A 21,275-nucleotide genomic window follows, 5' to 3' on the forward strand; every position below is an offset into this window, starting at 1 on the left:
ATGGTCAAGGACACCCGCCTTTCCACCAAGCTCTGGGCCGCGGCCAACTGGACGCTGATCGGCTTCTTCATCGTCAACCTGTTCGGCATGATCGCCGCGGTGGTGACGAGCTCGTTCTCGACGCGCTGGCTGCGCTCCTGGTTGCCGGATGGCTGGACCACGCGCTGGTATGGCGCCGCCTGGAGCGAGTTCCAGCTCGGCGACGTGCTGACGGTCACCTTCCAGATCGTCTTCCTCGTCGTCTTCCTGTCGGGACTGATCGGTGTGCCGGCGGCCTACGCGCTGGCGCGGCGTGACTTCCCCGGCAAGAAGCTGGTGATGTTGCTCTTCCTGCTGCCACTCTTGGTGCCGCCGATCACCTTCGGCATCCCGCTCGCGACGGTGCTCTACCGCACCGGGCTCGCCGGCTCGATGTCGGGCGTGGTGCTCGCCAATCTCGTGCCGACCGTGCCCTTCGTCATCCTGGTGATGATCCCGTTCATCGAACAGATCGATACCAAGATCGAGGCGGCGGCTCGCGTCTTCGGCGCCAACACCTTCAAGCTCTTCGTCTACGTGCTGCTGCCGCTGCTCATGCCCGGCATTCTGGCAGCCCTGCTGCTGGTGCTGGTCCGCACGATCGCGATGTTCGAGCTGACCTTCCTCACCGCCGGCCCGACCAGCCAGACCCTGGTGGTCGCGCTCTATTACGCGGTCTTCGCCGCCGGCGTGCGCGCCGTGCAGTCGATCGACGCCATGGCGGTGATCTACATGGTGACGACGCTGATCTGGCTCATCATCGCGCTGCGCTTCGTCAACCCGACGCAGATCGTGGCGCGGGCGAAGCGCTAGGCCGGAACATCCGGCCACGTCCCGCATTCCTCCGCAGCCGGTCGAGCTGCGGAGGGTTTGAATGGCCACGAAGGGCAGGGGGACAGGCTGAGGCGAGCAAAGGCCGCCTGCGCCGTACCACCATCGACGATCTCACCATCCGCCGCGTCCGTATCGGCCGCAATTTCGGCTATCGCGATGCCGACGGCGGCAAGATCTGCGATGAGGATACGCTGGCGCGCATCCGCTCGCTGGCGATCCCGCCGGCCTATGAGGATGTGCTGATCGCCGCCGATCCGCGCGCCCATCTCCAGGCGGCCGGGCGCGACGATGCCGGGCGCATCCAGCACCGCTATCATCCCGATTGGGAGAAGGTGCGCGAGCGTCGCAAGCTCAAGCGCCTCGGCCGTTTGATCGATACCTTGCCGAAGCTGCGCGAGCGCATCGCCGCCGATCTGAAGGATCGCACGCTCTCGCGCGGCAAGGCGCTCGCCTGCGCCGCCGCGATCATCGACCGCTTGCATATCCGCGTTGGCAACGAGGTCTATGCCCGCACCAATGGCAGCCATGGTGCTTCGACCCTGCTGAAGCGCCATGTCTCAGTCACCGGCAAACACGTCGCGCTCGCCTTCCGCGGCAAGGGTGGCAAGGACATCGTCTGCGGCCGCGACGATGCCCCGCTCGCCCGCGCTTTGACGCGGCTGAAGACCTTGCCCGGCAAGCGTCTGTTCCAGTATCGCGCCGAGGATGGCTCGGTCACCACCATCAATGCGGCTGACATCAATGCCTATCTGAAAGAGGTCGCCGGCCTGCCGATATCGAGCAAGGACCTGCGCATGCTCGCCGCCAACGCCGCGGCAGCCGAGCTCCTGCTCTCGACCGAGATCGCCGCCAGCGAGCGCGGCCGCAAGCGCCAGCTCGCCGACATCATGCGCGCCATCGCCGAGCGGCTGGTCAACACGCCTGCCGTAGTGCGCAAGAGCTATGTCCACGCCATCGTCGTCGACGCCTATGCCAGCGGGCGCCTCAGCCGCGCCTATCGCAAGGCGCGCGGCCGCGGCGGTTGTTCGCGCATCGAGCGGGCGCTGGGATTGCTGGCGGCGTGAGCGGGATGCATGGCCGCCTGCAGGCGCCGGGCGGCGCCGGGGGTTGAACCCGGCCGGCGCGCTGGCCAAGCTCGGACCAAATCATCCGAGGAAGCGCCAGGCATGTTTCTCACCAATTCCGACATGGTCGAGCTGATCGAGCTCCGTCATGCCCTCCACCGCGCGCCGGAGATTTCCGGCGAGGAGCGCGAGACGGCAAAAGCGATCGTCGGCTTCCTCGCGCCGAGCGCGCCCGACCGCATCGTCACGGACCTCGGCGGCCATGGCGTCGCCGCGATTTATGAAGGCGCCGAGCCCGGCCCGACCGTGCTGATCCGCTCCGAGCTCGACGCCCTGCCGATCGAGGACCTTTCCGGCGTGCCGCATTCCTCGCAGGTGCCGGGCAAGGGCCATCTCTGCGGCCATGACGGCCATATGACCACCGTCGCGGCGCTGTCGCGCGGGCTCGGCCGGCAGCGGCCGAAGCGCGGGCGAGCCATCCTGCTGTTCCAGCCGGCCGAAGAGACCGGAGCTGGGGCTGCCGCCGTGATCGCCGATCCGAAATTCCCTGAGATCGCGCCCGACTTCTCCTTCTCGCTGCACAACAAGCCTGGCCTGCCATTGGGCTCAGTCCGGATTTCGGAAGGCCCGGCCAACTGCGCCTCGCGTGGGCTGAAAATCGTGCTGACCGGTCACACCTCGCATGCCGCGACGCCGGAGCATGCAGTCTCGCCGATGAAGGCGCTCGCTCGCCTGATGCCGGAGCTGACCGCACTCGGCCAGGGCGGCGCCCTCGAGGGCAATTATCGGCTTGTCACGGTCACCCATGCCAACATGGGCGAGCCGGCCTTCGGCATCACCCCCGGCCGCGCCGAGCTTTGGACGACGTTGCGCACGCTCAACGATTCGCTGATGGGCTCGCTCTGCGCCGAGGCCGAGGCTTTGGTCCGCGAGGCGGCTTCTGCCGGCGGGCTCTCCGTGACGATGGATTACCACGACGTCTTCCATCACTGCGAGAATGATCCCGAGGCGGTGGCGCATCTGCGTCGTGCCTGCGAGGAGGAGGGCATCGGCCATGGCGAGACGCCGCCGCAGCGCGGCTCCGAGGATTTCGGCCTGTTTGGCCGCTCGTCGAAATCGGCGATGTTCCTGCTCGGCTCCGGCGAGGACACACCGCCGTTGCACAATCCCGACTATGATTTCCCCGATGCGCTGATCGCGCCCGGCGCCCGCGTCTTCATGCGCACGATCCGCAATCTGCTGGGGTAGTCGGAAGACCGTCATTCTTGGGCGCGACTTGTCCCCTCTCCCCCTGCGGGAGAGGGTTAGGGTGAGGGGTCTCGCGACACTGATCGCTGGGCCGGCACCATGTTTCCCGGAACTCTCGAAGACCTGCGCGACCCCTCATCCGGCGCTTCGCGCCACCTTCTCCCGCAAGGGGGAGAAGGGAAGTGTGGGCAGCCTGACCTTGAAATCTTCGCCCGAGCATGACGCGTCCTGACCAGATCATGTTATGCGGCACCTCGAACGGAGCAGAGGTGCCCATGCGCAGGATCAGGATCATCGGCATCGGCGCCGGCAATCCCGAGCACATGACGATCCAGGCGATCAAGGCCCTCAACACCGCCGATGTCGTCTTCGTACCTGACAAGGGCGCCGAGAAGGGCGCCCTGCGTGAGCTGCGCGAGGAGATCTGCCGACGCTATATCGAGCATGATAACTGGCGCACCGTGCCGCTTTCCGTGCCGAAGCGTGCTGCGGCGGGCGACGATTATCGCGGAAGCGTCGACGACTGGCATGCGGCGCTCGCCGAAAGCTATGAGCGGCTGTTCCTTGAAGAGCTCGGCGAGGATCAGACCGGCGCATTGCTCGTCTGGGGCGACCCTTCGCTCTATGACAGCACGCTGCGGATCATCGAGGCCGTGCGCGCCCGCGGATTGGCGTTCGACTACGACGTCATCCCCGGCATCACCAGCGTCCAGGCCTTGGCTGCGGCGCACAGGCTGGTACTGAACCGGATCGGCGAGCCCATCACCATCACCACCGGTCGCAAGCTCGCCGAGGGCGGCTTCTGCGACGACGCCGGCAGTACCGTCGTCATGCTCGACGGCGAGCAGTCTTTCGCCAGTATCGATCCCGCCGGCCTGGACATCTGGTGGGGCGCCTATCTCGGCGCGCCGCAGGAGATCCTGGCTTCCGGCCCGCTCGCAGAAATCTCGGACGAGATCGTCCGCACCCGCGAAGCGGCCCGCGCCAAGAATGGCTGGATCATGGACACCTATCTGCTGAGGCGGCGCGAGGGCTGAGCGGCGTTTGCCGTTAGGCCACCATACCGGTATAATATCGGCACGGCTGGCCGAGGAGTTTCACTCATGGACATCTCGCTCCGGCTTCGCGATCCGATCGCGCCGCAGCTCGTCGCGGCCCTGCGCCAGGCGATCATCGCCAGCGAACTTCGCCCTGGAGAAGCACTGTCGGAGAAGGAGATTGCCGGCCGTTTCGGCGTCAGCCGGCAGCCGGTGCGCGAGGCCTTCATCAAGCTCTCGGAGGCCGGGCTGGTGCAGATCCTGCCCAGCCGCGGCACCTATGTCATGAAGATCTCGATGCGTGAGGTCGCCAATGCCCGCTTCGTGCGCGAGGCGGTCGAATGCGCCCTGGCGCGGGCGGCGAGCCGGCTGATCGATCCCGCTGGCGTCGCCCGCCTGCGCCGTCTCATCGCCGAGCAGGCCGCTGCCGCCGGCCGCAACGATTATTCCGGCTTCACCGTGCTGGACGAGGCCTTCCACCAGGCCATCGCCGAGATCGTCGATTGCGACTATGCCGGCAAGGTGGTCGAGAGCGCCCGCGCCCAGACCGACAGGGTGCGCTATCTCTCGCTGCCGGGCACCTCGCCGATCCCGCTGCTGATCACCCAGCACAACGCCATCGTCGACGCGATCGAGACCGGCGATGCCGACACCGCCGCGACCGCCATGCGCATCCATCTGCGTGAGATCCTGAACGCGCTGCCGCGCATCGCCGCCGAGCATCCGGACCTGTTCGAGGACGAGGAATTGCCGGCCCATACCAGGGCGCCGCGTCAGCGCTGATCGCCTCGCTGCGCCGCCTTGATCAGTGCGTCGGCGACGCGCTCATGGCCCTCGGCCAGGATCGCCGTGGCGACCCGGACATGCTCGGTCGGCCTGATCGCGCATTTGCTGCCGGGCAGCACCGCGATGCCATGCGCCGCCAGCGTCACCAGCGCGAATTGCTCGGACTCCGCGGGCACCCAGATGCACAGCCCGTCGCTCTCGGGCATGGCGAGCCCTCGCTCGGCGAGGCAGGAGACCAGCGTCCGTCTGCGCTCGGCATAGATTGCGCGAGCCTCCGCGACCCGCTGGCCGGTCTCGGCATCGGTCAGCAGCCAGGCAGTCGCGGCCTGCAGCAGCCGGCTGGTCCAGCCCGAGGAGAAGCTGCGGTAGGACTGGATCTGCCGTATCACCATGGCCGGCGCCGACAGCACGGCGATGCGAAGGTCCGGGCCGAGCGATTTCGAGAACGAGCGGATATGCACGACCCGCTCCGGCATCGTAGCGCCCAGGCTGATCGGCCGATGGATCGAGACGTCGCCGACGCCATCATCCTCGATCACCAGCGTGTCACTGCCCGCAAGCACGTGGCTGAGCTCCGCGAGCCGAGAAGCGCTGACATGCTGGCCGGTGACCGAATGGGTGCGCGGCTGGAAGATGAACGCCGATGGCCGCCGCTCCAGCGCAGCCGCAAGCTCGGCCGGCAGGGGGCCTTCGGCGTCGCGGGCGACAGGCAGGATTTCGGCGCCGAGGTCCTCGATGATGTCGAGCAGCCGCATCGCCGTCGGGTCCTCGATCGCGACACAGGAGCCGGGCAGCACGGTCGCGTGCAGCACCGAGTAGACAGCGTTGTAGCCGCCATTGGTGGCGAGAAAGGCGTCCGGTCGGTAGGGCCAATGCGGCGTCACCGCCTCGCGCAGCGCCGGCAGGATCGGCGTGCGCTCGTAGCTGTTGAGGTTTTCCGCGCTGGCAGCCTGCACCAGCGCCTCGCGCAGAGGCGGCAGCAGCGCGGCGTCCGGAACCGCCAGCGAGAGGTCGAGCGCGTCCGGCCCGAAATCGGCGACGCTCGCCATCCGCGTCGGCCGCGGCGTTGCATTGTCGCCGCTGACCCAGGCGCCGCCGCGCCCGCGCCCCGAGACGATCTTCTGCCGCTTCAGCTCGCTCCAGGCTTCCGAGACCGTGCCGGGGCTGACCCCGAGCTGGAAGGCGAGTTCGCGCACCGTCGGCAGTCGCATGCCGACCGGCAGCAGGCCGGAGCGGATCATCTGGCTCAGATCGAGCGCGAGCCCCCGCGCGGTACGCTGCGTCAGGCGGTTTGCCAGCCAAGAGGCGTCGGGTTCGTCGTTCATCGACTCAAAAATGAATGTTCAGGAACGTAATAGCGATTGATCAGATAGATTGAACATTTATCGTGCCCCTCGTCCAAGGTTTTCTGTTCAGCGAGGCGATGGCTTGAAACCTGTGATCCGGCTGGCCCTGCGCGACTGGGACTTCATCACACCGCTGCTGCTCGGCGACCTCGCTTCCGATCGCTTCGAGCTGAAGATCGAGCGCCTCGCCGCGCTTCCCGACGATTTCGCCAGCGATCCGCGTTTCGACGCCAGCGAGATATCGTTCAGCCGCTACACCACCGGTCGCGCCCGCGGCGAGACCGGCGTCGTCGGCATCCCGAACTTCATCATGCGCGGCTTCCGCCACCGCTGTGTCGTCACGGCGGCGGACAGCAAGCTGACCTCCTTCGAGGAGCTGTGCGGCAAGCGCATCGGCATCGCCGGCTGGCAGGATTCCGGCAACACCTGGACGCGCGCCGCCATGGCCGCTGCCGGGCTCGGCATCGACGATGCCTTCTGGGCCGTCAGCCGCCTCGCTGCCGATCACCCGATTACCGACCGTGTCGGGCGCTATGCCCGTCCTGGCCGGATCGAGGCGCTGCCTGGCCAGCCGCCGCTGCTCGACCTGCTCGCCGCCGGCGAGATCGCAGCGGTGCTGATGCCGTTCATGCCTAACGGCTTCTTCGCAAAGGGTTCGCGCTTCCGTGCGTTGCTGCCGGATGTCCGCGCCGCCGAGCGCGATTACTTCGCCAAGGTCGGCTTCGTGCCCGGCATGCACATCATCGGCATCAAGCCCGAGCTCGCCGCCCGCGAGCCCTGGCTGCCGCAGGCGCTGAGCGATCTTCTCGACGAAAGCCAGCGCGTCTGGCTCGAAAAGCGCCGCCGCTACGCCGACACCACGCCCTGGCTGATCGACGAGTTGGTCCGCAGCGGGCATGATCTGCCCGAGAACTGGAATGCGAGCGGGCTCGCCGCGAACCGGACGATGATCACCGCGTTCATCGAGCAGCTGCGCATCCAGAACCTCGCCGAGACCGTCCTGACGCCCGAGACCCTGTTCCCGGCCGCCCCCGCGCTGGAAGGAGCCAACTGGTGAAAGCCGCGCTCGGACAATTCGCCGTCAGCCGCGAATGGCAGGAGAACCTCGCCACCTCCGTCCGCTTGATGGGCGAGGCGAAGGCCGCTGGCGCCGATCTCCTGCTGCTGCCGGAGGGCATCCTGGCGCGCGACATCACCGACCCCGACATCGTGCTTAAGACGGCGCAGCCGCTCGACGGCCCGTTCATGCAGGGCGTGCTCGAGGCGAGCAAGGGCTCGGCGCTGACCACCCTGTTCTGTATCCATGTCCCCAACGGCAAGGGGCGCGTCTTCAATATCCATGTCGCGGTTCGTGACGGGGCCATCGTTGCCGCCTATCGCAAGCTCCACCTCTACGACGCCTTCTCGGCGCTGGAATCGACCAATGTCGAGCCCGGCACCGAGGTGCCGCCGCTGCTCGAGATCGCCGGCCTGAAATGCGGGCTGATGACCTGCTACGACGTCCGCTTCCCCGAGCTCGCCCGTCGCCTCGCGCTCGACGGCGCCGATGTCCTGCTGCTGCCGGCCGCCTGGGTGCGCGGTCTCGGCAAGGAGGCGCATTGGGATGTGCTGGTCACCGCCCGCGCGCTGGAGAACACCTGCTACGTCATCGCCACCGGCGAATGCGGCCCGCGCAATATCGGCGCCAGCATGGTGGTCGATCCGCTCGGCGTCGCCGTCGCCCGCGCCGGCGAAGCCCCAGCGCTGATCTATGCTGAGATCGATCCGGCCCGCATCGTAGCCGCGCGTGCGGCGCTGCCGGTCCTCGCCAATCGCCGCTTCGCCGGCCCGGAGCTCGCCGCCTAGGCGAGCGCGCCATTCGACCAAACGACAAAAAAGGGGAACGTCGCCATGAACATGATCGTGAAATTCGCCGGGGCCGCCGCGCTGGCTGCGGTACTCCTGCAAGGCCCGGCCTGCGCCCAGGACGCCAGCATCAAGATCCCCGAGCAGAAGGTCGACGAGGCCCTGCGCGCCAAATTGCCGGAGGCTATCCGCACTGCCGGCAAGATGATCTCGGTCAACAACGGCTCCTTCCCGCCCTACGAGATCGTCACCGACGCCAAGACCATGACCGGCGCCAGTGCCGAGCTCTCCGACGCGATCGGCCAGCTGCTCGGCGTCAAGATCGAGCATGCGACGGTGAGCGGGCTCGCCGCGGCGCTGAGCGGCATCGCCGCCGGCCGTTTCCAGTTCGCCATGGGCCCGATCGGCGACTTCAAGTCGCGCCAGGAGGCCAACGACTTCGTCGACTATGTCCGCGAATTCGTGATCTTCGCGGTGCAGAAGGGCAATCCGAAGGCGATCGCCAGCCTCGACGACACCTGCGGCAAGAAGATCGCGGTGATGTCGGCCGGCTCGGCCGAAAAGGTGATCAAGGCGCAGGCCGAGAAATGTGCGGCCGAGGGCAAGCCGGCGCTGGAGGTGATGTCCTTCACCGATCAGCCGACCTCGATCCTTTCGGTCCGCTCGCGCCGCTCCGACGGCTTCTTCTCCTCGCAGGCGCCGCTGACCTATTTCGTCCAGCAGGCCAAGGGCGACCTCGAACTCGCCGCGGTCGGCAAGGCCAATGGCTTCCAGGACCTGTTCCAGGGCGCGGTCGTGCCGAAAGGGTCGCCGCTGGGCGAAGTCCTGCTGGCCTCGATCAAGGTGCTCAAGGCGAACGGCACCTATGAGGCGATCTTCAAGAAATGGGGGCTCGACAACAACATGATCGGCGAGCCCGGCATCAACCTCTCGAAGAACTGAGCGAGCGGGCCATGAGCAGCGCGGCTGAGCCGATGCATGACCGGCAGGCGACGCTGCGCGACGTTGCCAACGCCCACCGTCCGGTCGAATGGGGGCGCTGGCTGCTCTGGGCCTTCGTGCTCGCGGTCAGCGCCAATTTCGCCTGGATCGTCGCCTGGAATCCGAATTTCGGCTGGCCTGTCGTGGCGCAATGGTTCACGGCGGAATCGATCCTGCGCGGGCTCTATGTCACACTCGGGCTCACTGTCGTCGCGATGGTGATCGGCGTCATCATCGGCCTGTTGCTGGCGATCGCCCGGCTTTCCGACGACCGGTTGTTCAGCGGTTTTGCCGGGCTCTTCATCTGGTTCTTCCGCGGCACGCCGCTGCTGGTCCAGCTGATCTTCTGGTACAATCTCTCGACGCTCTTCCCTGAGATCTCGATATCGATCCCGTTCGGGCCGACGCTCGTCAGCTGGCACACCAACGACCTGATCACGCCGATGACGGCGGCGATCGCCGGCCTCTCGCTCAACGAGGCTGCCTATATGGCCGAGATCATCCGCGGCGGCCTGCTCTCGGTTGACAAAGGTCAGACCGAGGCGAGCGACGCCTTCGGCATGACCCGGGCGCGGGCGCTGTGGCGGGTCATCATTCCCCAGGCGATGCGCTCGATCGTGCCGCCGACCGGCAACCAGTTGATCAGCATGATCAAGGCGACCTCGCTGGTCAGCGTCATCGCCATGGCCGATCTGCTCTATTCGGTGCAGGCGGTCTACAACCGCACCTTCGAGGTCGTCCCGATGCTGATGGTCGCGGTGATCTGGTATCTCGTCATCACCACCGTCCTGAACATCGGCCAGGGCTTCATCGAGCGCTACTATGCCCGCGGCGAGCGCGGCGCGACGGAGCGCATGCCCGTCATTGCGGAGCCGACGCCATGAACGCGATCGCGACCGACGCCGCGCCGCTGGTCAGCGCCCGCAACGTCCATAAATCCTTCGGCAGCAACGAGGTGCTGAAGGGCATCGACCTCGACGTCATGCCGGGCGAGGTCGTCGTCGTCCTCGGCCCATCGGGCTCCGGCAAGTCGACCTTCCTGCGCTGCATCAACCATCTCGAGGCGATCGATCGTGGCTCGATCATGGTCGCCGGCGAGCAGATCGGCTACCGGCTGAACGGCGAGCGCCTGATCAAGCTTTCAGCCCACGCCATCGCGGCGCAGCGCCGCCAGATCGGCATGGTCTTCCAGCAGTTCAACCTCTTCCCGCACATGACGGCGCTGGAGAACATCATCGAGGCACCGGTCGGCGTCCATGGCCGTAGTCGCAAGGAAGCGACCGACTATGCCATGGAACTGCTCGGCCGCATCGGCCTGACAGAGAAGGCCAACGCCTATCCGCGCCAGCTCTCCGGTGGCCAGCAGCAGCGCGTCGCGATCGCCCGAGCGCTGGCGATCCGGCCGAAGCTGATGCTGTTCGACGAGCCGACCTCGGCGCTCGATCCCGAGCTCGTCGGCGAGGTGCTGTCGACGATGCGCGATCTTGCCGGTCAGGGCCTGACCATGATCGTCGTCACCCATGAGATCGGCTTTGCCCGCGAGGCGGCCGACCGCGTCGTCTTCATGGATGGCGGCCTCGTCGTGGAGCAGGGGAGGCCGGAGGAGGTGCTGGCCAATCCGAGCCATCCGCGCACGAGGCTCTTCCTCAGCCGCTTCATCCGCGAAGCGGCCTGAGCGGGCGCAAACCCTCAGAGTTATCTCCTGGCGCAAGCGCGCCGGGCTGCTTTGGCGGCCCGGCAGGCGTCATGGTTAACGTTAAACGATCATTATCAGATATCCGAATATCTTGATGGAAAGAGGTGAGAAGACCGGAGGAGACTGAGCATGGGCCGTCCGCAATCGCCGCGGCAGCGCTTTCGCCTGACAGGTGTCGGCGCGGTCACCGGCATGGCCCTGACGGCAGCCGTCGCACTCGTCGCCGCGGCCGGCGCCTTTTCGACCCAGCGCCTCGGCAACCGGATCCTGACCGAGACGATCGCGCGAGAAATGACGAGTGCCCAGGAGACCCTGCGCACCAGCCTGGACAGCGAGATCAAGCGCGCCGTCTCCATGGCGCATGTCATCGCGAGCAATGCCCAGATCCAGGCGCGCTTCGCCGCCGGTGACCGGGAGGCTCTGGCCGCGGCGACCGTTCCCGGCTTCGCCGCGCTGAAGGCGAATGACGGCGTCGTCCAGCTGCAGTTCCATGTCGCGCCGGCCACCTCGTTCCTGCGCGCCCATCGCCCGGAGAAGTTCGGCGACGACCTGTCCTCCTTCCGCTTCACGGTCGTCGAAGCCAACAAGGCGGGCAAGCCGGTCTTCGGCCTTGAGAACGGCGTCGAGGGCCTCGGCGTGCGCGGCGTGATGCCGGTCCGCTTCGAGGGGAAGGCCGTCGGGACCGTCGAGGTCGGCCTTGGCTTTGGCCAGGCGTTCTTCGACGCGTTCAAGAAAATGTCCGGAAACGACATCGCTTTCTTCGTCCTCGCCAATGGCGAGCTCAAGCGCTTCGCCTCGACTCTTGCCGATGACGGCCTGCTGTCGCAGGAGAGCCTGCGTCTTGGTCTGGGGGAACGACCGAGGTCCAACGCCTCGCCATTGGCGGGCGCGACAGCGCGATCGTCTACGCGCCCGTCAGGGACTACAGGGGCGACGTGATCGGAGCCTATGCGCTCGTCTCCGACATTTCCGCGCTCAGCTCGATCATGGACGCCGCGCTGTCTGCCTCGGCCCTGGTCGCGCTCGTCAGCCTGATCTCGGCGATCGTCTGCGCCTGGATGCTGAACCGCTGGATCGCCGCCCCGGTGCGCGGCATGACCCGCACGATGACGGCGCTGGCGCAGGGCGACCGCGACGTGCTCGTTCCCTCGCTGTCGCGCCGTGACGAGATCGGCGAGATGGCCCAGGCCGTCGACGTCTTCAAGCGCGCTGCGGTCGAAAAGGAGGCCATTGCCGCCGAAAAGCACCATGCCGAGCGGGAGATCGAGGCCCAGCGCCACGCCGCTGATGCCGAGAGGGTGCGCAACGAAGCCGAGCGCCAGGAAGCCACCGGGCAGTTGGCGGTCGTGGTCTCGGCGCTGGGCACCGGGCTGGAGCATCTGGCCAATGGCAATCTCGGCTATCGCATCGACCAGCCGGTCGCGGCCGCCTATGCCAAATTGAAGGACGACTTCAACGCGTCGATCGGAAAGCTGCGCGACACGATGCGGCAGATCGCGACGAACACCGAGAGCATGAAGGCGGGCGCCGGCGAGATCAGCCAGGCGGCCGACGACCTCGCCAGCCGCACCGAGCAGCAGGCCTCCTCGGTCGAGGAGACCGCGACGGCGCTCGACCAGCTGACCGCGACCGTGCGCCAGACCGCCGAGGGCGCGCGCCAGGCGAGCCTCGCCACCACCCAGGTCAAGGGCGAGGCCGAGCAGTCCGGCCAGATCGTGCGTGAGGCCGTCGCCGCCATGAGCGGCATTGAGAAATCGTCCGACGAGATCTCGCAGATCGTCGGCGTCATCGACGAGATCGCCTTCCAGACCAATCTGCTCGCGCTCAACGCCTCGGTCGAGGCGGCGCGCGCCGGCGATGCCGGCAAGGGCTTCGCCGTGGTCGCCTCGGAAGTGCGGGCGCTGGCCCAGCGCTCGGCGGATGCGGCCAAGGAGATCAAGGGGCTGATCACCGCCTCGAGCATCGAGGTCGAGAAGGGTGTCGCGCTGGTCGGCCAGACCGGAACGGCGCTGGAGCGGATGTCCGGTGAGATCACCCGCGCCACCTCGCTGGTCGCCGAGATCGCCTCGGCGGCCCAGGAGCAGGCGACCGGGCTGCAGGAGGTCAACACCGCGGTCAACGAGATGGACCAGGCGACGCAGCAGAATGCCGCCATGGCCGAGCAGTCGACCGCCGCCTCGCAGGCCCTGGCCCAGGAAGCCGACAGGCTCGCCGCGCTGGTCTCCTATTTCAGCCTCGAAGCGCCCGAACCATCGCGGATGCAGGTCTCGTCAAGCTCTGCGCGCCATGCAGCCTGAAAGCGAGCCGATCCTCAGCCCTCGTCGAGCTCCTTTGCGCGCTCCAGCGCGATCCTGGTGCCCTTTTCGACGAAGCCGGCGATCAGGTCGAGCTCCTCGACGCTGTATTGCGCCATGATCGCCGCCGAACGCTCGGCCATCGGAACGAAGAGATCCTGGATCGGCTGAATCGCCTCCGGCAGGATCCGGACGATGACCTTGCGGCGATCCTGCGGGTCGATGGCCCGCTCGACATAGCCCTTCTTCGCGAGCCGATCGATCAGGCCGGTCACGGCGCCGCTGGTCAGCTTGGTATGCTCCATGATCTGCCCGGCGGTCACAGGACCGGCCAGCAGGATCATGTCGAGGCATTCGAGGTCGACCGGGGCGAGGCCGACCCGTTTTGCGACCGCCTGGCTGTGCAGAGCACTGGCGGCGCCCATGCGGCGGAGCGCTGTCGTCAGGCGCGCGATCGCCTCGTCTTGACTTGGAGAGGGGGTCTGGATCATATCTTTGTTACAAAGATAATTAGTGAATGAGATAATTCATGGATGCGACCATCATGTCTACCGCCTTGGCGGCGCTTCTTGCCAATATCGGGCTCGGCGGCGGCATTTTCGAGCATAGCGTCGTCGACCGGGCCTGGCCCCGCAAGCCTGAGATCGTCCAGCCCCGGAAGGGCGGGATCTGGCGTGCCGGGTTCTGGATTCCGGCCCATACCGCCTTTGAACTCGTCCTGCTCGTCGCGCTTTATCTGAGTTGGGGCAACGACGGTGTCCGCAAGGCCTTGCTGCTGGCTCTCGCCGCACATGTTGCGTTGAGAGTCTGGTCGGCCTTCGACATGATCCCGAAGGCGATCGCGTTCGAGAAGGCGGAGACGGTCGACGAGTCGGTCGCCCGTGACTGGACGCGGCGCAGCCTGATGCGGTTCCCGCTGGCACTGCTGACCAGCTTGGCCACGCTGGCTGCTTTCGGCGCGGCCTGCGGGTTGAGGCTAGGGTGACGGCTCGATCCGAGCCCATCACTCATCTTCGCCTGCGCAAAAATCGTGAGAGGTACTTGTTCCGCGGTTGCCGCGGTCGGCGGAGGGCATCAATGCCCTCCGCACTCGTGTCAGCGGTTAGCTCCAGAAGCCCGCCTGGTGGTCACGCGGCGAGAACGCTTCGGTGGCGTCCTGCTCTTGCGCTTCGTGGTTCTCCTCGCGGTCGCGCTCGGTTTCGAGCACGCACTCACACTCGTGCCGTTCCAGCATGGATCGCTCCTTTCGAATGGTTGGGAGGTTGCTTCGGCACGGGTTAGATATGAACAATTGCTGCAGTGCACAAGCCTTGTGGGCAGGTGCCTTGCGATCTCGCTGTCTTGTGATGGCCTCGGCAAGCGCGTCGGGGAGCTGGGTTCAACGCGGCAAAGGCATCATCCGCTATCGCCGTCCCTCGTCCCGGCGACCGTTGCCGACTGGCTGGCCGCTGCCCGATCGAGGCACTCGGCCATTTGAGATGTGCCCCAGGAAAACTTGGAGCACTGCGCAGTTCCCACGGTCAGGTTCCTGGCGACTCCAGTGGGCTGGTCGGCGCCGCTGCAGCCGGAGAGAGCCAAAGCTATGATGACGATCGTCAAGCGCATGTCGTTTCTCCTGTGAGAGGCGCAATCGAGCAGCCATTTTGGGCGGTAATTCGACCTGCGGGAGCCGCGGCGGTCTTGCCGGAGGCTCGGCGCGGATCGTCGCCTGTCCCGTCAGCGCGCTGGCGTGCTAGGTTGGGGCTGCCGGTGCAACAGGCCCTTCTCTGGTGCAGCAGACGCCCTCGGTGCCTGAATAGCCTTGCAGTGGCTTGCAAAGCGCTGATATGGGCTGGTTATGCAGGAATGGATTCAAGATATTGGAAAGTAAGGACAATGCGGCCCAGCTGAACGCATGGCGCTTCACCGTGGCGCCCATGATGGACTGGACTGACCGGCATTGTCGGATCGTCCATCGCCTGCTGTCGCGCCGCGCCCGGCTCTATACCGAGATGGTGACGGCGCAGGCAGTGATCCGCGGCGACCGGCAGCGGCTGATCGGTTTCGACGACGTCGAGCATCCGGTCGTGCTTCAGCTCGGTGGCAATGATCCGGTGCTGTTGGCGCAGGCGGCGAAGATCGGCGCCGATTTCGGCTATGACGAGATCAACCTGAACTGCGGCTGCCCATCCGACCGCGTCCAGGGCGGGGCCTTCGGCGCCTGCCTGATGCGCGAGCCGGCGCTCGTCGGCGATTGCGTCGCGGCGATGAAGGCGGCCGTTTCGATCCCCGTCACGGTGAAATGCCGCATCGGCGTCGACGATCAGGATCCAGAAGCGGCGCTTGATGCCTTGACTGCGACCGTGCGTGCAGCCGGCGTCGATGCGCTCGTCGTCCATGCCCGAAAGGCCTGGTTGCAGGGGCTCTCGCCCAAGGAGAACCGCGAGATCCCGCCGCTCGACTATGAGCGCGCCTATCGCCTCAAGGCCGCTAACGCCGATCTGATCATCTCGCTGAACGGCGGCATCCGGCAGCCGGAGGAATGGCTGCCGCATCTTGAGCATCTCGACGGCGTCATGCTCGGCCGCGAGGCCTACCAGAATCCCGAGGTGCTGCTTTCGGTCGACCCGCTGCTCTTTGGCGAGGACGCACCGGTTGTCGACGCCTTCGAGATGCTGGAAGCGCTCGAACCCTTCATCGCTGCCCATCTTGAACGGGGAGGGCGTCTGCACGCCTTCACCCGCCACCTCGTCGGGCTGTTCCCGGGACGGCGCGGCTCGCGCCTGTTCCGGCGCCATCTTTCCGAGTACTGCGTCGCAGTCGGCGCCGGCCTCGCCGACCTGCGCGCTGCGATCGCTCATGTCGAGCGCGAGGCTCCGGCCCTCGCGGCAGAGTGAGACAATGACGGCTGACGCTATGACTGACCCCGCCCTCGTCGCCCGCATCGAGGCGAGCTTCAGCAAGCAGGCCTTCATGGCGACACTCGGCGCTCGGCTTGTCCGTGTCGCGCCGGGTGAGGTCGAGATCACCATGCCGGTCTCGGCCCATCTCTGCCAGCAGCACGGTTTCGTCCATGCCGGCGCGGTCTCGACCATCGCCGACAGCGCCGCTGGCTATGCTGCGCTGACCACCATGCCGGCCGGCAACGGCGTCCTCACCGCCGAGTTCAAGATCAATCTGCTGGCACCCGCGACCGGCGACGAACTCGTCGCCAAGGGCAAGGTGGTCAAAGCCGGCCGCACCCTGACGCTCGCCATGGCCGAGGTCTTCGCCGTGACCGCGGGTAAGGCGAAGCTTTGCGCCATGCTGACGGCGACCTGCATGGCGATTGCCGCGCGCGAAGGCGTGAGCGACTGAGCCCCGGCCTGCACGGCGATGTGGCGCGGCAGGCGGGTCGGCGCATGCCTGCCCTGCCGGCTGAACCTTGCCCTTTCCGGCCAGATGCCTAAGAGCAGCCCCAGCTTTCCTGCTCCTGGTGCATGATGATCGCCGGCATTGCCCTGAACGATTTGATTTTCCTTGCGTTGTCGCTTGTCGCGGCCGGCGCTGTCACCGGCCTGCTCGCCGGCCTGTTCGGCGTCGGCGGCGGCGCGATGATCGTGCCGGTGCTCTACGAGGTCTTCCGGGTGATCGGCGTGCCGGAGGAGGTGCGCATGCCGCTCGTGGTCGGAACCTCGCTGGCGGTGATCATCCCGACGTCGATCCGCTCCTACCGGGCTCATCTCGCCAAGGGCATGGTCGACACCTCGATCATCCGGGTCTGGGCCGTGCCGGTCGTGCTCGGCGTCATCGGCGGCAGCCTGATCGCGCGCTATGCGCCGCCGGACCTGTTCAAGGCGGTCTTCGTCGCGGTCGCCTTCGCCAGCGCCATGCGCCTGCTCTTCGCCTCCGACCGCTGGAAGCTCGGCGACGATATGCCTGGGCCGTTCCTGATGCGGATCTATGGCGTGATCATCGGCGTGCTCTCGTCGCTGATGGGCATTGGCGGCGGCCAGCTCTCCAGCCTGTTCATGACCTTCTATGGCCGGCCGATCCACCAGGCGGTGGCGACCTCGTCCGGGCTCGGCATTCTGATCTCGATCCCCGGCGCGCTCGGCTACATCTATGCCGGCTGGCCGAAGATGGACATCCTGCCGCCGCTCTCGCTCGGCTATGTCTCCTTCATCGGCTTCCTGCTCTTCATCCCGACCTCGATCTGGACGGCGCCGATCGGCGCGCGCCTGGCGCATCGGCTGTCGAAGCGCCGGCTGGAGGTCGCCTTCGGCATCTTCCTGCTGGTGGTCTGCGCCCGCTTCTTCTGGTCGCTGATCGCCTGAGGGTGGGAACCATGGTTGCCGTGCGCCCTTGCGAGGAGGCTGATCATCCTGCGCTCGCCGGTTTGATGGCGCAGATGCAGGCGCATTACCGCGTGCCCTGTCCGCCGGATACCGAGATCAGGGCCGGGCTGGCGAACCGGCCCGAGGGAACAGAGCTACTCGTCGCCGAGCAGGACGGCGCGCTCGTCGGCTTCGCCGCCTTCTCGGCGATCTATCCCGGCCCCGGTCTGAAGGCAGGCTGCTTCCTCAAGGAAATCTATGTCGCCGAAGCGGCCCGTGGGCTCGGCGCCGGCCGGGCGCTGCTCGCGGAGCTGGCGCGGCTTGCGCTCGCATGCGGCCTCGGCCGGATCGACTGGACGGCGGCGCGCGACAATGAGCGCCTGCTGCGCTTCTACGAGAGCCTCGGCGCGACGCCGCAACCGGAGAAGGTCTTCTTCAGGCTGACCGGCGAGGCTCTTCGCCGTCTTGCTGACGGCTGAGCCGCTCTTCCAGCGTTGCCATGATGGCGAGGCGCTCCGTCTCGCTGAAGCGCGACCATTGCGCGATCTCCTGCAGGGTCCGCCCGCAGCCCTGGCAGAGCTTGTTCACCGGGTCGATCACGCAAATCTTGATGCAGGGGCTGGAAATCGCGCTCATCACCCACCCCAGCCGATGACGATGGCGAGGCCGAGATAGATCGCGATTTCGCCGAGCTGCTGCACCGCGCCGAGAATGTCGCCGGTCTGGCCACCGATAAGGCGGATGGCGATGCGCGACAGCCAGTATGTCGCCAGTGCCGACAGCATGAAGCCGAGGACGACACCGGCGAGGGGGAGGGCGCCCGTGGCGATCAAAAGCAGGGCGAGGGCGCCTGATAATCCGTACGCGACCGGCAATACAGACCGCTCCGGTCGTCCAACAGAGGCGGAAGCACCGTCGCGCCGGGTCGGCGGGGTCGTGGCGAGGATGCGGATGCCCTCGACGCGCGACCAGGGTGCCGCGACGAGCACGGCGGCGGCGAGCGCCCACGCTCCGGCGCCTTGCTGGATCGCGGCGAGCGCAGTCACCCGCAGCAGCAGCGAGAGGCCGAGCGCCAGCGCCCCGAAAGTGCCGACGCGGCTGTCCTTCATGATCTCCAGCCGCCGCTCCGGCGTATGCCCGCCGAACAGCCCATCGGCCGAGTCGGCGAGCCCGTCTTCGTGGAAGGCGCCGGTCGTCAGCACGAGCGCGGTCACGGCGAGAGTCGCTGCCAGCAAGGCGTTGACACCCGCAAGGCTCGCGAGCAGCGCGATGAGGATCGCCGGTAACGCGATCACCAGCGCCGCGAAGGGCAGGGCACGCGGCACCAGCCGGAAATCCGGCAGGGCATGCGCGCTCTCGCCCGGCAGCGCCGGCACCGGCAGGCGCGAATAGAAGCGGATGCAGGTCGCGGTGGCGATCAGCCAGCCCGGCCATGTCGGCGGCGGCGCCTGCGTCGCATCATCGCTGTCGGTTTGCGCCACGCTGCCCTCGGATTGTCTTCGTCCACTCCAGCCTATAGCAGCAGCGGCAACGCGGCGGCGACCTCATGCCGCTCGATTCCCTAGGCTTTCAAGATCGGCTCCTCAGATGTCTGCGATGCCCGCCTCCGGCCTGCCCTTCGACGATATCCGCAACCTCATCGCCGGCATGCCGGGCCCCGACATGGCGGCGGCCAACGCCGTGCGGGCCCGCGACAAGGAGCTGACCAAGCCGGCCGGCAGCCTCGGCCGGCTGGAGGAGATCGCCGAATGGCTCGCCGCCTGGCAGGGCAAGGCGCCGCCGCGGGTCGACCGGCCGCTGGTCTGCGTCTTCGCCGGCAATCACGGCGTAGTCGCCCAGGGCGTCTCGGCATTCCCGCAGGCGGTGACGCGCCAGATGCTGGAGAATTTCGCCGCCGGCGGGGCCGCGATCAATCAGATCTGCGCGGCCTATGATCTCGGCTTCAAGGTCTTCGACCTCGCGCTCGACCTGCCGACCGCCGATTTCACGCAAGAAGATGCGCTCGACGAGCGGGCCTGCGTCGCGACCATGGCCTTCGGCATGGAGGCGCTCGCCGGCGGCGCCGATCTGCTCGCGCTCGGCGAGATGGGCATCGGCAACACTACCTCGGCCGCCGCGATCTTCGCAGCGCTCTATGGCGGCGGCGCCGCCAAATGGTGCGGCCGCGGTACCGGCGTCGACGATGACGGCCTGAAGCGCAAGATCGCCGCGGTCGAGGCCGGGCTGAAGCTGCACGCCAATCACCTCACCGATCCGCTCGAAGTGCTGCGCCGCTTTGGCGGCCGCGAGATGGCTGCGATCTGCGGCGCGGTCCTCGCCGCCCGCCTGCAGCGTATCCCGGTGATCCTCGACGGCTATGTCGTCACCGCCGCTGCCGCGATCCTGCACGCGCTCGATCCATCCGCGCTCGACCATTGCCTTGCCGGCCATCTCTCGGCCGAGGGCGCCCATGCGGACGCGCTGGTCAATCTCGGCAAGCAGCCCTTGCTGGCGCTCGGCATGCGGCTCGGCGAGGGGACGGGTGCGGCGCTCGCCGCCGGCCTCGTCAAGGCGGCGGCCGGCGTCCATTCCGGCATGGCGACGTTCGCGCAGGCGCAGGTGTCGGGGAAGGCCGAATAATTGGGAAAGCTGCGCCGGGTTTTCGACCCGGCGCGTCTTCGTTTCGTCAGGCGCCGAAGCGCTCGATCACCTCGGCCAGCGACACATGGCCCTTGCAGGCGCCGCTGCCGGCCGGTGTTTCGCCTTGCTCCAGCGCCGCCGCATAGACCACTGCCGGATCGGCCTCGACCCGCTGGCGCAGGGCCTGTAGCTTCGGCCAGCGCGAGAGCTCGGCGACCTCATGGTATTCGAGCCAGCGCGCCACGCCGGCGAGCAGGCCGTCGGCCAGGGTATGCTTGCCGCCGACCAGCCAGCGCCCGTCACCGATCATGGCTTCGAGCTTGTCATGACGCTCGGCCCGCCTTGCGGCCGAATCGGCGCAACGCCGCCTCGAACTCCGGGTCGGGCTCGGGCAGCTCCAGCGCCACCCAGAGCGGCGTGAAGGCGCCGGTGAAGCCGGTGTTGAGGAAGCCCATCAGCTGGTGCATGCGGTCGGCTTCCGGCGAGAGCGGATCGAAGCTGATCCGCTGTTCGGTGTCGCGGGCCTCCAGATAGGCGGCGATCGCCATGGTCTCGGTCAGCGGGCGGCTCTGATCGGTGATCAGCACCGGCGTTTCGACGCGCGGATTGATCCGGGTGTAGACCGGTTCGCGCATTTCGGCGAGCATGTCGACACGGCAGAGCTTGTAGGGCTGGCCAAGCCATTCGAGAGCCGCGACCAGGCCCATCGAAGTGCCGGCCGGGTAGCCATAAACGAGGATCGGTTCCATCTTGCGTTTTCCATTTGTGTCGGGAAACGCTGCGCAGCGGGCTGGAACCTAGTCATCCCGCCTCCCAAGTAAATCACGCACTTTTCTGTAACCAGGCGGAACGGAACATGAAGGACGTCGTGTCCGATTGCCCGATCGAAAGCGTCATGCGGGTGTTGAGCGGCCGCTGGCCGACCTTGCTGCTCTACTATCTGAAGGACGGCACCAAGCGCTTCAGCGAGCTCAGGCGCGACAATCCGACCGTCTCGCACCGCATGCTTGCACTTGAGCTGCGCAAGCTCGAAGCGGCCGGCATCGTCCACCGGATCGATCATGACGGCTACCCACGCCGGGTCGACTACGAGCTGACGACCGCGGGACTTCGCCTCGTGCCGCTGATCGATGCGCTCGGCGATTGGTGGGAACAAGCCGAGACCGAGCGGGCGGGCGTGCCGAAGCTCCCGCGGGTCGCATAACCCGGCAG

Annotated in this window: 26 protein-coding genes; 19 read left to right on the forward strand and 7 right to left on the reverse strand. The window is 67.1% G+C overall.

All coding sequences use genetic code 11. The features are described from left to right. From QO058_RS25605 to QO058_RS25625, 5 genes are all read left to right on the forward strand, one after another. Positions 1 to 831: an ABC transporter permease gene (locus QO058_RS25605; protein WP_057190182.1), complete on the forward strand. Its 831-nt coding sequence runs from the start codon at positions 1 to 3 to the stop codon at positions 829 to 831. 107 nt (positions 832 to 938) lie between these two features. Next, on the forward strand, positions 939 to 1,916 hold the full coding sequence (locus QO058_RS25610; RefSeq protein ID WP_432212081.1) for a DNA topoisomerase IB: 978 nt from the start codon (positions 939 to 941) through the stop codon (positions 1,914 to 1,916). Between the two features lie 102 nt (positions 1,917 to 2,018). Continuing rightward, entirely contained in the window at positions 2,019 to 3,164 is a 1,146-nt protein-coding gene (locus QO058_RS25615) for an amidohydrolase (protein WP_284169025.1), read from the forward strand. A 275-nt stretch (positions 3,165 to 3,439) separates the two neighbouring features. Then, complete coding sequence (cobF, locus tag QO058_RS25620; protein ID WP_284169026.1) at positions 3,440 to 4,201, forward strand: precorrin-6A synthase (deacetylating); 762 nt, start codon at positions 3,440 to 3,442, stop codon at positions 4,199 to 4,201. A gap of 66 nt (positions 4,202 to 4,267) precedes the next feature. Further along, positions 4,268 to 4,984, forward strand: coding sequence for a GntR family transcriptional regulator (locus tag QO058_RS25625; RefSeq protein WP_284169027.1), 717 nt, complete (start codon positions 4,268 to 4,270; stop codon positions 4,982 to 4,984). Here QO058_RS25625 and QO058_RS25630 read toward each other — a convergent pair. Next, positions 4,975 to 6,312 (reverse strand): aminotransferase-like domain-containing protein, encoded by a 1,338-nt coding sequence (locus QO058_RS25630; RefSeq protein WP_284169028.1) that lies wholly within the window; start codon positions 6,310 to 6,312, stop codon positions 4,975 to 4,977. The genes QO058_RS25625 and QO058_RS25630 overlap by 10 nt on opposite strands. A gap of 112 nt (positions 6,313 to 6,424) precedes the next feature. Here QO058_RS25630 and QO058_RS25635 point away from each other — a divergent pair, with 112 nt between their 5' ends. From QO058_RS25635 to QO058_RS25665, 7 genes are all read left to right on the forward strand, one after another. Next, the gene (locus tag QO058_RS25635) at positions 6,425 to 7,390 is read left to right on the forward strand and encodes a substrate-binding domain-containing protein (RefSeq protein ID WP_347976623.1); all 966 of its coding nucleotides are present in this window, start codon (positions 6,425 to 6,427) and stop codon (positions 7,388 to 7,390) included. Further along, positions 7,387 to 8,178: a deaminated glutathione amidase gene (locus tag QO058_RS25640; RefSeq protein ID WP_284169030.1), complete on the forward strand. Its 792-nt coding sequence runs from the start codon at positions 7,387 to 7,389 to the stop codon at positions 8,176 to 8,178. Before QO058_RS25635 ends, QO058_RS25640 begins: the two co-directional genes overlap by 4 nt. A gap of 45 nt (positions 8,179 to 8,223) precedes the next feature. Then, complete coding sequence (locus QO058_RS25645) at positions 8,224 to 9,120, forward strand: ABC transporter substrate-binding protein (RefSeq protein ID WP_284169031.1); 897 nt, start codon at positions 8,224 to 8,226, stop codon at positions 9,118 to 9,120. 11 nt (positions 9,121 to 9,131) lie between these two features. Further along, positions 9,132 to 10,043, forward strand: a complete 912-nt coding sequence (locus QO058_RS25650) for an amino acid ABC transporter permease (RefSeq protein ID WP_284169033.1) — start codon at positions 9,132 to 9,134, stop codon at positions 10,041 to 10,043. Beyond that, positions 10,040 to 10,834: an amino acid ABC transporter ATP-binding protein gene (locus QO058_RS25655; RefSeq protein WP_284169035.1), complete on the forward strand. Its 795-nt coding sequence runs from the start codon at positions 10,040 to 10,042 to the stop codon at positions 10,832 to 10,834. Before QO058_RS25650 ends, QO058_RS25655 begins: the two co-directional genes overlap by 4 nt. Positions 10,835 to 10,984: 150 nt before the next feature. Next, positions 10,985 to 11,794 carry a cache domain-containing protein gene (locus tag QO058_RS25660; RefSeq protein ID WP_284169037.1) on the forward strand — a complete coding sequence of 270 codons (810 nt, stop codon included), beginning with the start codon at positions 10,985 to 10,987 and terminating at the stop codon, positions 11,792 to 11,794. Next, complete coding sequence (locus tag QO058_RS25665) at positions 11,791 to 13,152, forward strand: methyl-accepting chemotaxis protein (protein WP_284169039.1); 1,362 nt, start codon at positions 11,791 to 11,793, stop codon at positions 13,150 to 13,152. The genes QO058_RS25660 and QO058_RS25665 overlap by 4 nt, the downstream gene beginning before the upstream one ends. A gap of 14 nt (positions 13,153 to 13,166) precedes the next feature. Here QO058_RS25665 and QO058_RS25670 read toward each other — a convergent pair whose 3' ends face one another. Beyond that, positions 13,167 to 13,574: a MarR family winged helix-turn-helix transcriptional regulator gene (locus QO058_RS25670; RefSeq protein WP_284169040.1), complete on the reverse strand. Its 408-nt coding sequence runs from the start codon at positions 13,572 to 13,574 to the stop codon at positions 13,167 to 13,169. Between the two features lie 119 nt (positions 13,575 to 13,693). Between QO058_RS25670 and QO058_RS25675 the strand changes: the two genes are divergently transcribed. Then, positions 13,694 to 14,134, forward strand: coding sequence for a hypothetical protein (locus tag QO058_RS25675; RefSeq protein WP_284169041.1), 441 nt, complete (start codon positions 13,694 to 13,696; stop codon positions 14,132 to 14,134). 117 nt (positions 14,135 to 14,251) lie between these two features. Here QO058_RS25675 and QO058_RS25680 read toward each other — a convergent pair whose 3' ends face one another. After that, positions 14,252 to 14,383, reverse strand: a complete 132-nt coding sequence (locus QO058_RS25680; protein WP_284169042.1) for a hypothetical protein — start codon at positions 14,381 to 14,383, stop codon at positions 14,252 to 14,254. A 592-nt stretch (positions 14,384 to 14,975) separates the two neighbouring features. Between QO058_RS25680 and dusA the strand changes: the two genes are divergently transcribed. The 4 genes from dusA (at position 14,976) to QO058_RS25700 (ending at position 17,923) form a co-directional block, all read left to right on the forward strand. Next, a complete protein-coding gene (gene dusA / locus QO058_RS25685) occupies positions 14,976 to 16,025 on the forward strand; it encodes a tRNA dihydrouridine(20/20a) synthase DusA (RefSeq protein WP_284169043.1) in 1,050 nt (349 codons plus the stop codon). Positions 16,026 to 16,044: 19 nt separating this feature from the next. Then, complete coding sequence (locus QO058_RS25690; protein WP_284169044.1) at positions 16,045 to 16,485, forward strand: PaaI family thioesterase; 441 nt, start codon at positions 16,045 to 16,047, stop codon at positions 16,483 to 16,485. Positions 16,486 to 16,610: 125 nt separating this feature from the next. After that, positions 16,611 to 17,444 (forward strand): sulfite exporter TauE/SafE family protein, encoded by an 834-nt coding sequence (locus QO058_RS25695; protein ID WP_284173023.1) that lies wholly within the window; start codon positions 16,611 to 16,613, stop codon positions 17,442 to 17,444. 11 nt (positions 17,445 to 17,455) lie between these two features. Further along, positions 17,456 to 17,923, forward strand: coding sequence for a GNAT family N-acetyltransferase (locus tag QO058_RS25700; protein ID WP_284169045.1), 468 nt, complete (start codon positions 17,456 to 17,458; stop codon positions 17,921 to 17,923). Here the strand turns inward: QO058_RS25700 and QO058_RS25705 are convergent. Both QO058_RS25705 and cobS read right to left on the reverse strand, forming a co-directional pair. Next, the gene (locus tag QO058_RS25705) at positions 17,880 to 18,080 is read right to left on the reverse strand and encodes a DUF1289 domain-containing protein (protein ID WP_284169046.1); all 201 of its coding nucleotides are present in this window, start codon (positions 18,078 to 18,080) and stop codon (positions 17,880 to 17,882) included. The two genes, QO058_RS25700 and QO058_RS25705, sit on opposite strands and share 44 nt — an antisense overlap. After that, positions 18,080 to 18,925, reverse strand: coding sequence for an adenosylcobinamide-GDP ribazoletransferase (cobS, locus tag QO058_RS25710; RefSeq protein ID WP_284169047.1), 846 nt, complete (start codon positions 18,923 to 18,925; stop codon positions 18,080 to 18,082). Before cobS ends, QO058_RS25705 begins: the two co-directional genes overlap by 1 nt. A 115-nt stretch (positions 18,926 to 19,040) precedes the next feature. Here cobS and cobT point away from each other — a divergent pair, with 115 nt between their 5' ends. After that, positions 19,041 to 20,063: a nicotinate-nucleotide--dimethylbenzimidazole phosphoribosyltransferase gene (gene cobT / locus QO058_RS25715; RefSeq protein WP_432212082.1), complete on the forward strand. Its 1,023-nt coding sequence runs from the start codon at positions 19,041 to 19,043 to the stop codon at positions 20,061 to 20,063. Between the two features lie 46 nt (positions 20,064 to 20,109). On the opposite strand, the gene QO058_RS31250 is transcribed toward cobT, so the two are convergent. Further along, a complete protein-coding gene (locus tag QO058_RS31250; RefSeq protein ID WP_347975519.1) occupies positions 20,110 to 20,373 on the reverse strand; it encodes a glutathione binding-like protein in 264 nt (87 codons plus the stop codon). A 13-nt stretch (positions 20,374 to 20,386) separates the two neighbouring features. Further along, on the reverse strand, positions 20,387 to 20,812 hold the full coding sequence (locus QO058_RS31255; RefSeq protein ID WP_347975520.1) for a glutathione S-transferase: 426 nt from the start codon (positions 20,810 to 20,812) through the stop codon (positions 20,387 to 20,389). A gap of 107 nt (positions 20,813 to 20,919) precedes the next feature. Between QO058_RS31255 and QO058_RS25725 the strand changes: the two genes are divergently transcribed. Then, complete coding sequence (locus QO058_RS25725; RefSeq protein ID WP_284169049.1) at positions 20,920 to 21,267, forward strand: winged helix-turn-helix transcriptional regulator; 348 nt, start codon at positions 20,920 to 20,922, stop codon at positions 21,265 to 21,267. Positions 21,268 to 21,275: the final 8 nt, after the last annotated feature.

Origin of the sequence: Bosea vestrisii, assembly GCF_030144325.1 — a bacterium.
In the GTDB taxonomy this organism is placed as follows: domain Bacteria; phylum Pseudomonadota; class Alphaproteobacteria; order Rhizobiales; family Beijerinckiaceae; genus Allobosea; species Allobosea vestrisii_A.

Excerpts from the sequence above, each read along its gene's own strand:
- QO058_RS25655 (WP_284169035.1), top strand. The coding sequence starts at position 10,040 with ATGAACGCGATCGCGACCGACGCCGCGCCGCTGGTCAGCGCCCGCAAC.
- QO058_RS25650 (WP_284169033.1), top strand. The coding sequence starts at position 9,132 with ATGAGCAGCGCGGCTGAGCCGATGCATGACCGGCAGGCGACGCTGCGC.
- QO058_RS25630 (WP_284169028.1), bottom strand. The coding sequence starts at position 6,312 with ATGAACGACGAACCCGACGCCTCTTGGCTGGCAAACCGCCTGACGCAG.
- QO058_RS25625 (WP_284169027.1), top strand. The coding sequence starts at position 4,268 with ATGGACATCTCGCTCCGGCTTCGCGATCCGATCGCGCCGCAGCTCGTC.
- QO058_RS31255 (WP_347975520.1), bottom strand. The coding sequence starts at position 20,812 with ATGGAACCGATCCTCGTTTATGGCTACCCGGCCGGCACTTCGATGGGC.
- QO058_RS25690 (WP_284169044.1), top strand. The coding sequence starts at position 16,045 with ATGACTGACCCCGCCCTCGTCGCCCGCATCGAGGCGAGCTTCAGCAAG.
- QO058_RS25645 (WP_284169031.1), top strand. The coding sequence starts at position 8,224 with ATGAACATGATCGTGAAATTCGCCGGGGCCGCCGCGCTGGCTGCGGTA.
- cobT (WP_432212082.1), top strand. The coding sequence starts at position 19,041 with ATGCCCGCCTCCGGCCTGCCCTTCGACGATATCCGCAACCTCATCGCC.
- QO058_RS25660 (WP_284169037.1), top strand. The coding sequence starts at position 10,985 with ATGGGCCGTCCGCAATCGCCGCGGCAGCGCTTTCGCCTGACAGGTGTC.
- QO058_RS25705 (WP_284169046.1), bottom strand. The coding sequence starts at position 18,080 with ATGAGCGCGATTTCCAGCCCCTGCATCAAGATTTGCGTGATCGACCCG.
- QO058_RS25670 (WP_284169040.1), bottom strand. The coding sequence starts at position 13,574 with ATGGGCGCCGCCAGTGCTCTGCACAGCCAGGCGGTCGCAAAACGGGTC.
- QO058_RS31250 (WP_347975519.1), bottom strand. The coding sequence starts at position 20,373 with ATGATCGGTGACGGGCGCTGGCTGGTCGGCGGCAAGCATACCCTGGCC.
- QO058_RS25700 (WP_284169045.1), top strand. The coding sequence starts at position 17,456 with ATGGTTGCCGTGCGCCCTTGCGAGGAGGCTGATCATCCTGCGCTCGCC.
- QO058_RS25725 (WP_284169049.1), top strand. The coding sequence starts at position 20,920 with ATGAAGGACGTCGTGTCCGATTGCCCGATCGAAAGCGTCATGCGGGTG.
- QO058_RS25695 (WP_284173023.1), top strand. The coding sequence starts at position 16,611 with ATGATCGCCGGCATTGCCCTGAACGATTTGATTTTCCTTGCGTTGTCG.
- dusA (WP_284169043.1), top strand. The coding sequence starts at position 14,976 with ATGGGCTGGTTATGCAGGAATGGATTCAAGATATTGGAAAGTAAGGAC.
- QO058_RS25675 (WP_284169041.1), top strand. The coding sequence starts at position 13,694 with ATGTCTACCGCCTTGGCGGCGCTTCTTGCCAATATCGGGCTCGGCGGC.
- QO058_RS25605 (WP_057190182.1), top strand. The coding sequence starts at position 1 with ATGGTCAAGGACACCCGCCTTTCCACCAAGCTCTGGGCCGCGGCCAAC.
- cobF (WP_284169026.1), top strand. The coding sequence starts at position 3,440 with ATGCGCAGGATCAGGATCATCGGCATCGGCGCCGGCAATCCCGAGCAC.
- QO058_RS25680 (WP_284169042.1), bottom strand. The coding sequence starts at position 14,383 with ATGCTGGAACGGCACGAGTGTGAGTGCGTGCTCGAAACCGAGCGCGAC.
- QO058_RS25615 (WP_284169025.1), top strand. The coding sequence starts at position 2,019 with ATGTTTCTCACCAATTCCGACATGGTCGAGCTGATCGAGCTCCGTCAT.